General features: G+C 65.4%; 10 protein-coding genes and 1 tRNA gene. 9 read left to right on the top strand and 2 right to left on the bottom strand.

Features of this window, described 5'->3' with window-relative positions:
* Positions 1-96: 96 nt before the first annotated feature.
* The 9 genes from ACSVHC_RS03755 to ACSVHC_RS03715 all read left to right on the top strand — a co-directional run bounded on the left by ACSVHC_RS03755 (position 97) and on the right by ACSVHC_RS03715 (position 10,828).
* Complete coding sequence (locus ACSVHC_RS03755) at positions 97-1,035, top strand: ABC transporter ATP-binding protein (protein WP_439180594.1); 939 nt, start codon at positions 97-99, stop codon at positions 1,033-1,035.
* A complete protein-coding gene (locus tag ACSVHC_RS03750; protein WP_437773028.1) occupies positions 1,032-1,808 on the top strand; it encodes an ABC transporter permease in 777 nt (258 codons plus the stop codon). Before ACSVHC_RS03755 ends, ACSVHC_RS03750 begins: the two co-directional genes overlap by 4 nt.
* A gap of 22 nt (positions 1,809-1,830) precedes the next feature.
* Positions 1,831-2,928 (top strand): sensor histidine kinase, encoded by a 1,098-nt coding sequence (locus ACSVHC_RS03745; protein ID WP_437773029.1) that lies wholly within the window; start codon positions 1,831-1,833, stop codon positions 2,926-2,928.
* Positions 2,925-3,536 (top strand): response regulator transcription factor, encoded by a 612-nt coding sequence (locus ACSVHC_RS03740; RefSeq protein ID WP_437773030.1) that lies wholly within the window; start codon positions 2,925-2,927, stop codon positions 3,534-3,536. The genes ACSVHC_RS03745 and ACSVHC_RS03740 overlap by 4 nt, the downstream gene beginning before the upstream one ends.
* Positions 3,537-3,648: 112 nt before the next feature.
* Positions 3,649-4,830 carry a tRNA dihydrouridine synthase DusB gene (gene dusB / locus ACSVHC_RS03735; RefSeq protein ID WP_345449707.1) on the top strand — a complete coding sequence of 394 codons (1,182 nt, stop codon included), beginning with the start codon at positions 3,649-3,651 and terminating at the stop codon, positions 4,828-4,830.
* 113 nt (positions 4,831-4,943) lie between these two features.
* Positions 4,944-6,254, top strand: a complete 1,311-nt coding sequence (locus ACSVHC_RS03730; protein WP_437773032.1) for a deoxyguanosinetriphosphate triphosphohydrolase — start codon at positions 4,944-4,946, stop codon at positions 6,252-6,254.
* Positions 6,255-6,314: 60 nt separating this feature from the next.
* Positions 6,315-8,267 (top strand): DNA primase, encoded by a 1,953-nt coding sequence (gene dnaG / locus ACSVHC_RS03725; RefSeq protein ID WP_437773033.1) that lies wholly within the window; start codon positions 6,315-6,317, stop codon positions 8,265-8,267.
* 61 nt (positions 8,268-8,328) lie between these two features.
* Positions 8,329-8,401: transfer RNA gene (locus tag ACSVHC_RS03720), tRNA-Asn, on the top strand.
* A gap of 318 nt (positions 8,402-8,719) precedes the next feature.
* Positions 8,720-10,828, top strand: coding sequence for a sensor domain-containing protein (locus ACSVHC_RS03715; protein ID WP_437773034.1), 2,109 nt, complete (start codon positions 8,720-8,722; stop codon positions 10,826-10,828).
* A 289-nt stretch (positions 10,829-11,117) separates the two neighbouring features.
* Here the strand turns inward: ACSVHC_RS03715 and ACSVHC_RS03710 are convergent, their stop codons facing one another.
* Both ACSVHC_RS03710 and ACSVHC_RS03705 read right to left on the bottom strand, forming a co-directional pair.
* Positions 11,118-11,474 carry a cupin domain-containing protein gene (locus tag ACSVHC_RS03710; protein ID WP_437773035.1) on the bottom strand — a complete coding sequence of 119 codons (357 nt, stop codon included), beginning with the start codon at positions 11,472-11,474 and terminating at the stop codon, positions 11,118-11,120.
* Positions 11,475-11,614: 140 nt separating this feature from the next.
* Positions 11,615-14,542: a fibronectin type III domain-containing protein gene (locus ACSVHC_RS03705; protein ID WP_439180593.1), complete on the bottom strand. Its 2,928-nt coding sequence runs from the start codon at positions 14,540-14,542 to the stop codon at positions 11,615-11,617.
* Positions 14,543-14,699: the final 157 nt, after the last annotated feature.

Here is a 14,699-nt window from a genome sequence, read left to right as displayed (position 1 = left end):
GACATTTGTCATCCCTCATTGGTGACACACGCCCGGGCACCGGACGCGGATCTCGGCTTTGATGGGTAGTGGAGTAAACCAAAGCCAAGGAGAGTCATGACAACAGCGAGTGTGCCGGCAGTCCACGCCGCCGGACTGCACAAGAGCTTCGGGAAGGTCCGTGCCGTCCGCGGCCTGGACCTGACCGTCCAGCCGGGGGAGGTGGTGGCGTTCCTCGGTCCCAACGGGGCGGGCAAGACCACCACCATCGACATGATCCTCGGATTGAGCGCCCCGGACCAGGGAAGCGTTTCCATCTTCGGCCACACTCCCCGGGGAGCCATCGCCCGTGGCCAGGTGGCAGCGGTGATGCAGACCGGCGGCTTGCTGCGGGACATCACCGTGCGCGAGACCGTGCAGCTCAACGCCGCCATGTTCGACTCCTCCCGGCCCGTGGACGAAGTCCTGGCGCGGGCGGGCATCCTGGAGATCGCCGACCGCAAGGTGGAAAAGTGCTCAGGTGGCCAGCAGCAACGGCTGCGCTTCGCCATGGCCCTCGTCTCCGATCCCGGATTGCTGATCCTGGACGAGCCCACTACCGGCATGGATGTCGCGGGACGACGCGACTTCTGGAACGCCATCAGGACCGACGCCCAGCGCGGACGGACCGTCATCTTCGCCACGCATTACCTCGAAGAAGCAGACGCCTACGCGGACAGGATTGTCCTGGTCCGGCAAGGCAGCATCGTGGCGGACGGCACCGCCGCCCAGATCAAGAACCTAGCCTCCGGCCGCACCGTCAAGGCTTCGCTTCCGGCAACAGAGCGCGGACTGCTGGCCGGGATGCCGCCTGTGGAGAGCATGGATTACGACGGCGGCCGCCTCACCGTCCGCACTGGCGACTCGGACGCCGTCGTGCGGTACCTGCTCAATAGCACGGGCGCCCACGACGTTGAAGTGGCGGCCAACAACCTCGAGGAGGCCTTCGTGGCCCTCACCGGAGACGATGCCGTACCGGAATCCACGAGCATCACTTTTGAAGGAGACCTCATATGAGCACGGCAACAGTCGTCCAGGAACGGAAGCCGTCCACCGGCGGGGTCAACCGCACATTCCTCTGGATCGAGATCAAGCGGATGCTCCGGAACCGTCGGACCATCATTTTCACGGTATTCATGCCGGCCATCTTCTTCTTCATTTTCGGCTTGTCCAACAAGGACAAGCTCCTGCCCAACGGACACAGCTACGGCCAGTACATCCTCATCAGCCTCACGGTCTATGCCGCGATGACCGCTGCTACGGGCGCCGGTAGCCAAGTGGCAGTGGAACGTGCCCAAGGCTGGAGCCGCCAGCTTCGCCTCACCCCCCTCCTGCCCGGTGCGTACATCGCGGTGAAAGCAATGGCCGCGCTGACGCTGTCCCTCGTAGCCGTCGTGGCCCAATTCGCCATCGGTGCCCTGGCCGGTGTCACCATGGATGCCCAGACCTGGCTGACAGCGGGGCTTGTCGCTTGGCTCGGCTCCCTGGTCTTCGCGGCACTTGGCTTGTTCGTCGGATACCTCATGCCGAGCCAGAACGTCATGCAGATCCTCGGCCCGGCCCTGGCCATCCTTGCCATGCTCGGTGGACTGTTCATGCCGATCGAGATCATGGGGGAGACCTTCGGGAACATCGCCAAGTTCACGCCCGCATACGGGATCGGGCAATTGGCCCGGAGCCCCATCACCGGAGAGTTCGACTGGGCGTGGATCCTCAACGTGCTCATCTGGCTCGTGATCTTCGTGGCCGGGGCTGCCATGGCCTTCCGCCGCGACACGAAACGTGTCTGAACAGGCCGCTAGGGTGGGCACCATGACGATGTTCCGCGGTCCCGGGCCACGGGGCTGGTTCATCGGTGCGGGACTCTCCATCCTGCTCTGGGCCTGGCCGACGTGGAACATCGTGTGGTCCGTGGACGAGCCGCTCGCCTGGAAAATGGCGGCGTCGGCGTCCTTGATCGTGTTCTTCGCGGCCTACGTCTTCCTGCCCCAGATCAGTTGGAGCCTGGGCGTCCCGGCGGGCATCGTGTCCGTCTGCATCCTGCTGGCGCTGAACGGGCTGATGATCCTCATCATCGGAAGGGAAGCCTTGTGGACCTGGACGTTCCTCGCCTGCGCCATCGCCATGACATCCCTTCCGCCGCGCACGGATTTCTTCCTCATCGTCGCTTTGGCCCTCGTCTCCTTCACCACCCAGCTGGTGACGGGCAACGGGGAGCAGGCCCTGCTGCAGGCGGGGATCATCTTGTCCCTTGGCCTCATGATGTCCGCCTTCGCGCGGCTGATCCGGCAGACCGCACGGCTCCGCGAAGCGCAGACTGAACTGGCCGACGCAGCCGTCGCAGCAGAGCGCAGCCGCGTGGCCAGGGACATGCACGACATCTTGGGGCACTCCCTGACGGTGATCGCCGTGAAGGCCGAATTGGCCGGCCGGATGCTGGACACCGTCCCCGGCGACTACCTTGGCCGCGACCGTGCGGCAGCCGAGATCTCGGCGGTGCAGGACTTGGCCCGAGGTGCGCTCGCCGACGTCCGGGCCACAGTGGCCGGTTATCGCGGAATCAACGTCCTTGCGGAGCTCGCCGTCGCCCGGACGGCCTTGGAATCGGCCGGGATCGACGCCGAACTGCCGGGAACCGTGGAACAGGTTCCGGCGCGGCACAGGGAGCTCTTCGGCTGGGTGCTGCGCGAAGGTGTCACCAACGTGGTGCGGCACTCCGGGGCCGCGCGCTGCCGCGTCCGGTTGACGGCGTCGAGCGTCCTGGTGGAGGACGACGGCGTCGGCCCGGCCTCCGGGGGCCGCCCCGGGAACGGACTGGCCGGGATCCGCGAACGCGTGGGTGCCGCCGGGGGAACCGTCAGCATTGGCCCGAGTGACCTGGGAGGGTTCAGATTGGCGGTGGAGGTATGAGCATCCGATTGGTGATCGCAGACGATCAGGCGCTCGTGCGCGGAGCACTCGCGGCTTTGCTGGGACTGGAGCCGGACATCGAGGTGGTCGCGGAACTGGGCGACGGGACCGGGGTGGCGGCCGCCGTCGTCGAGCACTCCGCCGACGTGGCAATGCTTGACGTCGAGATGCCTGGCCTGGACGGCATCAGCGCGGCTGCGGCCGTGCGGCGGGCCGCGCCGTCGTGCCGGGTCCTCATGGTGACCACCTTCGGACGGCCCGGCTACCTCAAGCGCGCCATGCAGGCCGGTGCCTCCGGATTCGTCGTCAAGGACACGCCCGCGCGGCAATTGGCCGAGGCCGTGCGCCGCGTCCATCGCGGGCTTAGGGTGGTGGACCCCGTGCTCGCGGCGGAATCATTGACCGCGGGAGACAGCCCGCTGACCGAGCGCGAGGGCGAGGTGCTCAAGGCGGCGTCCGACGGTGGAACGGTTGCCGATATTGCGAAGTCGGCGATGCTTTCCGAAGGGACCGTGCGGAACTACCTGTCCGCCGCGATGGCCAAGACCGGCGGCCGGACCCGCGCCGAGGCCGTGCGCATCGCCGAAGACAACGGCTGGCTGCTCTAGCGGTCCGACTAGGTGGGTGCGGGCCGGGGGCTGCGTTCCGGGCCGAGCAGTCGGCCCGGACCCACGTCTTCGGCCGGTCAGCCGATTTGCCCCGCTTTGAGACAATGGACGGGTGACTGTAGTAGCAACGCCCCCTTCGCCCAAGCTCGAACTGCCCCCGCTGCAGCTCGGCCGGATCACCGTGGACACCCCCGTGATCCTTGCCCCGATGGCCGGGATCACGAACTCGGCCTTCCGCCGGCTGTGCCGTGAATACGGCGGCGGCCTGTATGTCGCGGAGATGGTGACCTCCCGTGCCCTGGTGGAGCGCACGCCGGAATCGTTGCGCATCATCTCCCACGACGACGACGAAAAGGTCCGTTCCGTACAGCTGTACGGCGTGGACCCTGTCACCGTGGGCCAGGCCGTACGCATGCTCGTCGAGGAAGACCGGGCGGACCACATCGACCTCAACTTCGGCTGTCCCGTGCCCAAGGTCACCCGGCGCGGCGGCGGATCCGCCCTCCCGTGGAAGATCGACCTCTTCACCTCGATCGTCCAGACCGCCGTCAAGGAAGCCTCCAAGGGCGATATCCCGCTCACCATCAAGATGCGCAAGGGCATTGACGAGGACCACCTCACGTACCTCGACGCCGGCCGCATCGCCCGCGATTCCGGCGTAGCCGCCGTCGCGCTCCACGGCCGCACGGCCGCGCAGTTCTACTCCGGCCAGGCCGACTGGTCCGCGATCGCACGGCTGCGCGAGGCCCTCCCCGACATTCCCGTCCTGGGCAACGGCGATATCTGGTCCGCAGAAGACGCAGTCCGCATGGTACGTGAAACCGGGATTGACGGCGTCGTGGTGGGCCGTGGCTGCCAAGGCCGCCCGTGGCTTTTCGGTGACCTCCAGGCAGCGTTTGAGGGAAGCGATGAGCGCCACCGTCCCGGCCTGCGCGAGGTAGCCGACGGCGTCTACCGGCACGCCGAGCTCATGATCGAAACCTTCGGCAACGACGAGTACAAGGCGCTGCGAGAGATCCGCAAGCACATGGCCTGGTACTTCAAGGGCTACGTCGTGGGTGGCGAACTGCGCGCCAAACTGGCTACCGTGCCAACCCTCGAGGTCCTGCGCGAGCTCCTGGACCAACTGGACATGGACCTGCCGTACCCGGGCATCGACTCGGAGGGCCCACGTGGACGGGCGGGTTCCCCGAAGAAGCCGGCCTTGCCAAAGGACTGGCTGCTCAGCCGGCAGATGGACGCGGATCAGACGCGCGATATCGCCGCAGCCGAACTCGACGTCTCAGGCGGCTAAACCGCTGCCGGGGCCGCCGCGTGCACGCGCACGGCCAGAGTCATGGAAAACTGGCTGCATAGGCACCGGCTGAAAAGACGCCGGTGAACGGCAAGCGGAGGAGGCAGATACCCATGGGAACTGAAGCGATGTCTGCAGCACGCCCGGCCGAAAACGCAACGGGCATTCCAGGCTATGTGGAAGCCGACTCGGCACGCTGGGTCCAGGAACCCCGGAAGAATACCTACCGCTCGGACTTCGAGAGGGACCGGGCACGGGTGTTGCATTCGTCAGCCCTCCGGCGGCTCGGGGCCAAAACCCAAGTGGTGGCACCGGACACCGACGACTTCGTCCGTACCCGCCTGACGCACAGCCTTGAAGTGGCCCAGGTGGGCCGCGAGTTGGGCCGCGCTCTCGGTTGCGATCCGGATGTTGTGGACACGGCGTGCCTGAGCCACGACCTCGGCCACCCGCCTTTCGGCCACAACGGGGAATCCGCGCTCAACGAGGTAGCCCACGGAATCGGCGGCTTCGAAGGCAACGCCCAGACCCTGCGCCTGCTCACCCGCCTTGAACCGAAGGTCCTTGCTGCCGACGGCCGGCCCGCGGGCCTGAACCTGACCCGCGCGAGCCTTGACGCAGCGTCCAAATACCCGTGGTCCGCCATCGACGCGCCCGTCATCCACGGACAGCGGAGCAGCAAATTCGGTGCTTATGAAGACGATCTGCCCGTTTTTACGTGGCTTCGGGACGGCGCGCCGGGCAACCGCTCCTGCATCGAGGCCCAGGTGATGGACCTGGCTGACGATATCTCCTACTCCGTCCACGACGTTGAGGATGCCATCGTTGCCGGCCACTTCCAGCTCAAGTGGCTGGACAATCCCGATCACCGGGCCCGAGTGGTGGGGTACACCAAGCAGTGGTACCTGCCCCACAACGATCCCGCCGAAATCGATGCCGCTCTGGCCCGCCTCGAAGCCACGAGCGTGTGGGTCCGCGAGGCCGATGGCAGCCGCAAGTCGATGGCGGCGCTGAAGGACATGACCAGCCAGCTGATCGGCCGGTTCTGCCAGAGTGCCCTTGAGACCACGCGTGCCCGCTTCGGCCCGGACCACCTCACGCGCTACGGCGCCGAACTCATGGTCGCGGAGGAAACCGTCACGGAGATCGCCGCCATGAAGGGCCTTGCCACCACGTTCGTGATCTCCACCGACCATCGGCAGCCCGTCTATGAGCGGCAGCGCGAAGTCCTGCACGCGTTGGTGGGCGTACTCAACGCGAGCGGAGACCGGCACCTGGAACCGATGTTCGCCGCGGACTGGCGGGACGCCCCCGACGACGGCGCCCGGCTTCGCGTCGTCATCGACCAGGTGGCGTCCCTGACGGACGCATCGGCGCTGGCGATGTACGAACGTCTTGTGGGCAGCCTGCCGTCGCTCTGGTAGGCCGCCTCGAGTTGTTGGCCCGCTCAAGGACCGCCCGCGCGAAGCGACTAGGATGGTGACGTGGCTGGCCTGATCAAACGTGAAGATATCGACGAAGTACGCCAGCGCACCGATATCAAGGAAGTGGTGGACGGCTACGTCACCCTCAAAGGCGCGGGCCTGGGCACTTTCAAGGGCCTCTGTCCCTTCCACGACGAGCGCTCGCCGTCGTTCACTGTCCGTCCCCAAGTAGGCCGGTACCATTGCTTCGGCTGCGGTGAAGACGGCGATGCGATCTCCTTCGTCCAGAAGATGGACCACAGCTCCTTCCACGAAGCCGTGGAAAAGCTCGCGGCCCGGATCGGCTACGAGCTGCGTTATGAAGACGGAGGCACGGGTCCCAACCGCGAAGAGGTCGGCAAGCGCCAACGGCTGCTGGATGCCCACAAGATCGCCGACGAATTCTTCCGCGCCCAGCTGCTCACGGCAGGTGCCGCCGAGGGCCGCAACTTCCTCCATGGCCGCGGTTTCGATCGGACCGCAGCCGAGCAGTTCGGCGTCGGCTACGCGCCGCAGGGTTGGGACTCGCTCCTGAAACACCTGCGCGGACGCGGGTTCACGGATGCCGAATTGAAGCTGACGGGGATGTTTTCCGAAGGAAACAGGGGCATCTACGACCGCTTCCGAGGCCGGCTCATCTGGCCCATCCGGGACATCGCCGGCGACACGATCGGATTCGGCGCCCGGAAGCTGTACGAGGACGACCAAGGCCCGAAATACCTGAACACTCCGGAGACTGTGCTCTACAAGAAGTCCCAGGTCCTCTACGGCATCGACCTCGCCAAGCGGAGCATCGCCAAAGACCGGCAACTGGTGGTGGTGGAGGGGTACACGGACGTCATGGCCTGCCACCTTGCCGGAGTCGGTACCGCTGTGGCCACATGCGGTACGGCTTTCGGTACAGACCACATCAAGATCGCCCGCCGCTTGCTGTCCGACGACGGTACCGGGGGAGAGGTCATCTTCACTTTCGACGGCGACGCCGCCGGCCAGAAAGCGGCATTGCGCGCCTTCGAGGAGGACCAGCGTTTCGTCGCGCAGACGTACGTGGCCGTGGAACCGAGCGGAGCAGACCCCTGTGACTTGCGCCAACTGAAGGGGGATGCAGCTGTCCGGGACTTGATCGCCACCCGCCGCCCGCTGTTCGAATTCGCGATCCGGGCGTCCCTCAAACGCCACAACCTGGACACCGTGGAAGGCCGTGTCTCAGCCCTGCGGGAATCGGCCCCGGTGGTTGCGCAGATCCGTGATTCGGGCATCCGCCCAGCATATGTCCGCGAGCTGGCAGGCTGGCTCGGCATGCCCATTGAGGAAGTCAGCCGGGCTGTGGGTTTGGCTGCCAAACGCGCTGCTTCCGGCGCGCCGGGTACTGCGGGGGCTGCGAGCACCGCAGGAGCCACGGGTGCCGGGCAAGGCACAACGCCGGGCCAGGCCGGCCAGCCGGCGGCAGCACCGCCGTCGGACGCTCCCATCGCCTTCATGCGCCCGGATCCGAGGGATCCCATTGCCGCCATGGAGCGGCAGGCCCTCGAAGTGGTCATCCAGAACCCCGCCGTCCTGGGTGGCGAAGCTGCGCTCATCGGTGGCGCATGGGAACGGTTTGAAGCCTGCCACTTCGTCACCCCTGCCTACTCAGCCGTGCACACTGCCGTCCGGGCCGCCGGGCTGGCCCACGCGGGTGACCCTGTGGCTTGGGTGGAAGGGATTCGCCGGGAAGTCCCGGAGCCGCTCCAAGGCCTGGTCTCCGAGCTTGCAGTCGTTCCGCTGCCCGCCAGCACTCCCGAAGCGCTGCAGCGTTATTGCCGCGACATCCTGGCCCGGCTTTTCGAACTGCAGATCACCAGGGTCAAGGCGGACAAGATGGGCCAATTGCAGCGACTGGATGCCTCGGCCCAGCCGGAAGAGTTCCAACGCCTCAACCGGGAACTCATGCAGCTGGAAATGCAGCGCCGCGCCCTCCGCATGGATAACTGAAGCCTTTCCTGCGCCGATTTCGTTTCCCGGCGGCCCTTTGTTAGGCTTGTACACGCTTCATTCCTCCGTAGCTCAATTGGCAGAGCATTCGACTGTTAATCGAAGGGTTACTGGTTCAAGTCCAGTCGGAGGAGCTTTGAGTCGGAATCCCCGTCAGCCGCGTGCTGGCGGGGATTTTTCGTGTCCGGCAGTCCGTGGCCCAGCAGATCAGCGAAGGGATAGTGGATTAGCTTCGAAAAGCATGCTCCAGTGACGAACGTGGCAGGTTTCAGGCCTACTTGGGTCTCACCCCTTATTGCCCTGAAGCCGCGCACGGTCAGCGCAGCCGAAACCGCCGCGCCGCGGCCCAGGTCTCTGGAAATGAACGCGAAGCCCCTCAGTCGGCTGTAGGTTGACGCTTACGACCTTCCGGTAGTTACTGGCGGCGCCGGATGGTGGCGGGGACGGGGACAATGCCTGTAGTAAAGCATGATGATCTGGTGATGCAGGCGCTGTTGCTGGAGGAAATCCAACAGTCGGTGATCGGACTCGACAACACGTGGCGGGTGACCTATTGGAACCATGCCTCCGAACGGCTCTACGGTTTCGGGTCCACGGAGGTCCTTGGTCGTAAAATCAGCGAGCTTGGGATCATCGCCGGCCTGGACTTACAGGTGCAGGCGGTGACCCTGCGGGAGATCACGGACGGGATCGCCGCGGGCCAAGGCTGGGCAGGTGAGTTCTGGATGCAGCACCGAATGGGACGTGGGTTCACGGTGTATGCCACGGTCAGTCCGGTCCGAGGCATAGCTGCCATGTCGGTCGCGGCGGTGGCAGTGTCGACGGAAATCACCCGGGACATCACTGAGCTGAAACGTCTGCAGGTGGCCGCTGCCGAGCTTGAACGTCTCGTAGCGGCCCAGGAAATGGTTCACATGGGCATCGTCGAACACGACATCGTTTCGAATCGGTGGTCGCACTCAGATGAATATGCCCGGATCTACGGACTGGCCCCGGGTGAACTGGTCTCACGAAAACAGTCTCTGGCCCTGGTCCACCCCGAGGACCTGGAGCTAATCCAGGCGGCGCGGCGGGCGCTTGATTCAGGCACGAAGCGTGTTGAGTACGAGTTCCGGATCATTAGGGCCGACGGCGAGCTTCGGTGGATGCAGTCCCAGGGAAGAATGACCCATGACGCCAATAACGGGGCACCGTTGCGCTTCCTGGCGACGGTCATGGACATCACTGACCGTAAAGACGCCGAACAGGTTCTTGAATGGCAGGCCCGCCACGACGCGTTGACAGGCCTGCCGAACAGATATCTGCTCATCGACGTCCTCCAGGGCTTCTTGGCGCGGGCGTCCCGGCGGGTGGTGGTGATGTTCGTTGACGTCGACCGGTTCAAGCTAGTCAATGACGGCATCGGGCACACTGCCGGGGACGCTCTCTTGATCCTGCTCGGCGAGCGGCTCCAGACTGCCGTCCGCTCGGGCGATACCGTGGGCCGATTCGGTGGCGACGAATTCGTCATTGTCTGCGAGAACCTGGGTATCCGCGACGCCGCCGCTGCTGCGGAACGCATCAGGATGGCGACCCGCCAGCCGTTCAATATTGACGGACGAAGGATCTTCCTCAACGTCAGCGTCGGGATCGCGGTCTCGGGACCGGGAGATACTGCGGAATCGTTGCTTCACGGCGCGGACACGGCCATGTATGAAGCAAAGGCCGCCGGTGGAGACGGCTCAGTGGTCTATGACTCCCGTACAACCGGGCAGGCAGCCGGGCGCCTGGACCTGCAATCCGACCTGCGCGTGGCTTTGGAACGGGATGAACTGTTCCTGGAATACCAACCCATCATTGAACTGGACACGGAACAAACGGTCGGGTTTGAGGCCCTCTTGCGCTGGCGTCATCGTGAACACGGACTGATCATGCCGGACACGTTCATCCCCATTGCCGAGGAGACAGGCCTCATCGTTCCAATCGGAACCTGGGTGCTCAACGAAGCACTGGCCCAGGTCCAGCGGTGGCGCTCCAGTGTTCCGGGAGCCGGGAACCTCTGGGCCGCGGTGAACATTTCCGCCCGCCAGCTCGTGACCCCCGACTTCCCGGACATCGTGCACGCGGCGGCCCTAGCGGCGGGCATCGATCCAGCGGCGGTCAACCTGGAAATCACCGAAACCGTGTTGATGGAGCAACCGGAGCTGCCATCTGAGACCCTCCACCGGCTGCACGATCTCGGTGTCGGGCTTTCCATCGATGACTTCGGCACAGGTTACTCCTCATTGGGCTACATTCAGTGGATGTCCGCCCGGACCCTGAAGATCGACCGGTCCTTTGTTGAAGTACTCGGCACGGACCCGCAAAGGGCCTCCATCATCGAACTCATCCTGGGCATGGCACGGACCCTCGACCTGGTCGTGATCGCCGAAGGAGTTGAAACCCCCAAGCAACTCGCCGAACTTCGACGTCTCGGCGTCCACCATGCCCAGGGCTATCTCTGGAGTAAGCCGATGCCGGCTGACCAAGTCACGGCCTGGCTGGCGCGAACGGTCCGGCGAACCGAGCCACGGCTTGGCTGACGCCAACGGATCTCGTCCCACTGCCGTGCCTTTGCATTTTCGCCGCCGGACAGGAATCACACAGCAAGGTCGGTGTCGGTAGACACATTCGTCTTGGAGCTGAACGGATCACAGGGCGGCAGCCGCAAGGAGAGCGTAAACCAAGTCGTAGTACCGGAGCATTCCGGACCAATAATCGAAGGGTGACTGGGTCAAGCACAGTCGGAGGATCTTTGAGTCCGAATCTCCGTCAGCCGCGTGCCGGCGGGGCTTTTTCGTACCCAGCCCGTTCGTGGGGGCCAGGCTCTTGTCAGTGGCTCCGCTCCGTGTAGTACCGGACTTCGAACATCTTGGCCCCGTTCTCGGAGACCCACGGACCGTGTTCCATACCCGGAGGACGGGTCGCCCAGTCGCCGGCTTTGAAGGTCCGGCCGAGCCGTTTGTCCACAAACGAGCCTTCGAAGATGAAGACCTCTTCCCAGAATTCGTGGGTCAGAACGCCGTTGGGGGAGGTGTCAGTGCCCGGCTCGAACTTCAGGATGCGCGTGACGCAGTCATTGTCTGAATCCCGCGCCAGGATGGCCTCGGACAGGCCCTCGATATGCGGGTTGCAGGGTGTGAAGTCCACCGATTCCGTAGGGGTGAACTCAAATTCGGGCTTTGCCATGGCTATTCCTCTTCCTTGACGTTGATGCCGTGGGTGCTTTATGACCTGAAGACCCATTGCACCGTTGCTCAAAAATCCCCGTCCCCAGTAGAGGGCGGGGATTTTTGGCGTCTGATTCGTTTACCTGATCGTGAGGGCGACTATCGGGTGGTGAGGGTGACGTCGTCGAGGTACATCCAGGTGTCGTCGGCGGGGGTGGAGCCGTCGAGGTGGACGTTGAACCAGAGGGTGATGGTCTGGCCTTTGTAGGCGGTGAGGTCGGCGGTGAGCTGGGTCCAGGTGCCGTTGTTGTTGCAGAGTTTGAAGAGGCTGCCCAGGGTGGTGCCGGTGGTGGTGCGGACTTGTGCTTCCATCCAGTCGTACGGGCAGGTGTTGCCGGTGCAGGGGTCTTCCTGGCTGTGGGGCTGGTACCAGAAGGACAGGGTGGTGGTTCCGGTGGCGGGGACGGTGATGGTCTGGGACAGGCTGCTGTCGCCGAGCGGTTCCGCCCCGGAGGCCAGGCCCAGGAGCGCGGAGCCGGTGCCGGTGTGCGCGGTGGTGGAGGCCACGGGTGCCCTGACGCCGCCGGTGATCCAGGAGCTGAGTCCGGATTCGAAGCCGCCGTTGGTGATGGCCGAGCTGGTGGTTCCGGTGGGGGTGACCGGTGCCGAGGCCGCCGAGGCAACGGAGGTGCCGACGGCGTTGGTGGCGGTGACGGTGAAGGTGTAGGCGGTGCCGTTGGCCAGGCCGGTGACGTTGGTGCTGGTGGCGGGCGGGTTCCCGGTGACGGTGACCGGGGCCAGGGTGGTGGCGCCGGCGTGCGGGGTGATGGTGTAGGAGGTGACCGGGGAGCCGCCGTTGGCCGGGGCGGTCCAGGACACGGCCGCGGAGGCGTTGCCCGCGGTCGCGGTGACCCCGGTGGGGGCGGCGGGTGCCGTGGGGTTGGTCTGGGTGTTGGTGAGGGCCACGTCGTCCAGGTACATCCAGGTGTCATCGGCCGGGCTGGAACCGTCGAGGTGGACGTTGAACCAGAGCACGATGCTCTGCCCGTTGTAGGCGGAGAGGTTGGCGCTGAGCTGGGTCCAGGTGCCGGAGTCGCTGCAGAGCTTGAACAGGCTGGCCAGGACCGTGCCGCTGGTGGTGCGGACCTGCGCTTCCATCCAGTCGTAGCGGCAGGCGGTGCCGGTGCAGGTCTCGTCGGCGGTGTGCGGCTGGTACCAGAAGGACAGGGTGGAGGTCCCGGCGGCGGGGACGGTGATCATCTGGGACAGGGAACTGTCCCCGAGCGGCTCGGCCCCCGACGCCAATCCGAGGAGCGCGGAGCCGGTGCCGGTGTGGGCAACGGCGGAGGCCACCGGTGCCCTGGCGCCGCCGGTGGTCCAGGAGCTGAGCCCGGATTCGAACCCGCCGTTGACAACGCCCGGAACCGGGGCCGTCGGGGTGACCGGGGCCGAGGCCGCGGAGGGCACGGAGGTTCCGACGGCGTTCGTGGCCGTGACCGTGAACGTGTAGGCCGCGCCGTTGGTCAGCCCGGTGACGGTCGCCGTCGTCGAGGGCGGATTCCCGGTAACCGTCACCGGAGCCAGAGACGTGCCCCCGGAGGTAGGCGTCACCGCATACGAAGTGATGGGGGAGCCGCCGTTGGCCGGCGCCGTCCAGGACACCACTGCGGAGGCGTTGCCCGCCGTCGCGCTCACACCTGTCGGTGAGGCGGGTGCGGTCGGGGCCGTCGGGGTGACGGGGGCCGAGGCCGCGGAGGGCGCGGAGGTCCCGACGGCGTTCGTGGCGGTGACCGTGAACGTGTAGGCCGTGCCGTTGGTCAGTCCGGTGACGGTCGCGGTCGTCGAGGGCGGATTCCCGGTAACCGTCACCGGAGCCAAGGCCGTGCCCCCGGACGAAGGCGTCACCGCATAGGAAGTGATCGGGGACCCGCCGTTGCCCGGCGCCGTCCACGACACGGACGCCGAAGCGTTGCCCGCCGTCGCGCTGACACCCGTCGGTGCGGCAGGCGCGGTCGCGGCGGCAGCTACAGTCACCGCGTGCGTGACGTTCCCCGTGAGGCCGGAGTTATCGGTCACCGTCAGCTTCACCTGGTACGTTCCTGCTGTGGCGTAAGTGTGCGATGGCTTCACGCCGGTGCCTGCCGCGGAGGCGTCGCCGAAGTCCCAGCTGTAAGAGGCCACGGTCCCGTTCGGATCGGTCGAAGTCGAACCGTCAAACGTGGCTGTCAGACCCGCCGTCGAGGATGTGAAGGCGGCTACCGGGGGCTGGTTGGGCACATTGCCCAGGGCCTGGGCGACCGTTTGAACTGACGTGGTTCCGTTGGCCGTTCTCGCAGCCAGCCATGTGACAAAAGTCTTGAAGAGATTGGGATCGATAGTCAAAGTGGGATCTGTTCCGACCGCGATGTGGTGGAAGGTCAGCTGGACCCAGCCCCCTCCTGGTTCCGCGTTCGTAACCAGGTCCTCGAGGTTCTGCAGCGTCCACGTGCTGTCGACTTCGTCCGGTGCCGCCGTGTTGTAGGGATTGGCCGGGGGGAGGGTTTCCGCGAAGGGGCAGCTCGAGCAACTCGCAGGCGAACGGATATCACCCAAATTGCGCGCACTCGCAAACCCGCAATTCTTCACGATTTGCTCGACGGAAGAGTTTTCGGCGGCGAAGGGATAGGCGAAATCGGTGGCGTTGAATCCCCAGCTGGCGAGCGTGGTCCGCCCGCCGCAAACCTCGTTGGTTGCGGCCGAAGTGGACAACGTGGTGAGGTCCGGGTGGGTGATGGTGTGGCCGCCGATCTCGTTGCCATCCGCGGCGATGCTGTTCAGGTTGGCACGGGTGAGCCATGACGGATTATCGATCCAGCTGGTCGTAATGAAGAAGGTGCCGTGCAATCCGAGCGACTTCAGTAACTGTTCGGCCGGGAGCTGATCGGCATTGCCGTCGTCGAAGGTCAGGCTGATGATTGTTTTCGGAAGTGCCGCACGCGCGGCAGGCGCCAAGTAGACAGCGGAGTAGCCCAGCAAAAACAGCACGGACGCGGCCGTGGCCCAGCGGAACCAAGTGGGCCGCCGGAACAGTATGGTCAGGAGCCGCATCGGCTTCCCCTTTTTCTGAACAGACCGGGTCAGAATCCCCAGGTCCGGAGCCTATTGGCTATCCATCGCACGGGTTAAGAGTGGGTGGTACCCGTTTTAGACCCGGTCTCCCGCTCGTCCACTCAGGCTCCGATGCGCGTATCCGGCCCCAAGGCCG

Source organism: Arthrobacter sp. KNU-44, from assembly GCF_051843155.1.
Taxonomy (GTDB): Bacteria; Actinomycetota; Actinomycetes; order Actinomycetales; family Micrococcaceae; genus Arthrobacter.
The sequence above is the reverse complement of the archived record's forward strand: the minus strand, read 5'-3'. Positions and strand labels throughout refer to the sequence as shown.

Excerpts from the sequence above, each read along its gene's own strand:
- ACSVHC_RS03710 (WP_437773035.1), bottom strand. The coding sequence starts at position 11,474 with ATGGCAAAGCCCGAATTTGAGTTCACCCCTACGGAATCGGTGGACTTC.
- ACSVHC_RS03745 (WP_437773029.1), top strand. The coding sequence starts at position 1,831 with ATGACGATGTTCCGCGGTCCCGGGCCACGGGGCTGGTTCATCGGTGCG.
- ACSVHC_RS03715 (WP_437773034.1), top strand. The coding sequence starts at position 8,720 with ATGCCTGTAGTAAAGCATGATGATCTGGTGATGCAGGCGCTGTTGCTG.
- ACSVHC_RS03730 (WP_437773032.1), top strand. The coding sequence starts at position 4,944 with ATGGGAACTGAAGCGATGTCTGCAGCACGCCCGGCCGAAAACGCAACG.
- ACSVHC_RS03755 (WP_439180594.1), top strand. The coding sequence starts at position 97 with ATGACAACAGCGAGTGTGCCGGCAGTCCACGCCGCCGGACTGCACAAG.
- ACSVHC_RS03750 (WP_437773028.1), top strand. The coding sequence starts at position 1,032 with ATGAGCACGGCAACAGTCGTCCAGGAACGGAAGCCGTCCACCGGCGGG.
- ACSVHC_RS03740 (WP_437773030.1), top strand. The coding sequence starts at position 2,925 with ATGAGCATCCGATTGGTGATCGCAGACGATCAGGCGCTCGTGCGCGGA.
- ACSVHC_RS03705 (WP_439180593.1), bottom strand. The coding sequence starts at position 14,542 with ATGCGGCTCCTGACCATACTGTTCCGGCGGCCCACTTGGTTCCGCTGG.